The organism is Pseudomonas sp. 05T35 (assembly GCF_056396605.1).
The window spans coordinates 1-544 of sequence record NZ_JBFTLU010000916.1 but is presented as its reverse complement, the minus strand read 5'-3'; the positions used below and the strand labels follow the sequence as shown (position 1 = coordinate 544).

General features: G+C 62.3%; 1 protein-coding gene. It reads left to right on the top strand.

The window, feature by feature from the left end:
- On the top strand, positions 1–537 hold a 537-nt coding region (locus AC1DH9_RS30670; protein ID WP_477809518.1), incomplete at its 5' end, for an aldo/keto reductase.
- Between the last annotated feature and the right edge of the window lie 7 nt (positions 538–544).

The following is a 544-nucleotide window of genomic DNA, read 5'->3' as shown; positions in this document are numbered from 1 at the left end:
TACCTGGACCTGACGCTGATTCACTGGCCGTCCCCGGAAAACCAGGTGCCGGTGCATGAATTCATGGGCGCCCTGCTGGAAGCCAAGGCGCTGGGCCTGACCCGGCAGATCGGTGTGTCGAACTTCACCGTCGACCTCATGCAACAAGCCATCGACGCGGTCGGCGCAGACAACATCGCGACCAATCAGATCGAGCTGCACCCTTACCTGCAAAACCGCACAGTGGTCGAGTTCGCCCAGAGCCAGGGTATTCAAATCACCTCCTACATGACTTTGGCCTACGGCGAAGTCCTGAAGGACCCGGTCATCCAGCAGATCGCCGAGCGGCATCAGGCAACCCCGGCGCAAGTCACGCTGGCCTGGGCCATGCAGCAGGGTTACGCGGTGATTCCGTCTTCGACCCAACGGGCCAACCTCGACAGCAACCTGGCGGCCCGCGACCTGACGTTGAGCGATGCCGATATGGCGCTGATCGCCGGGCTTGAACGTGGCCAGCGCCTGACCAGCCCGAAAGGTATCGCTCCCGACTGGGATTGAGCAGGAC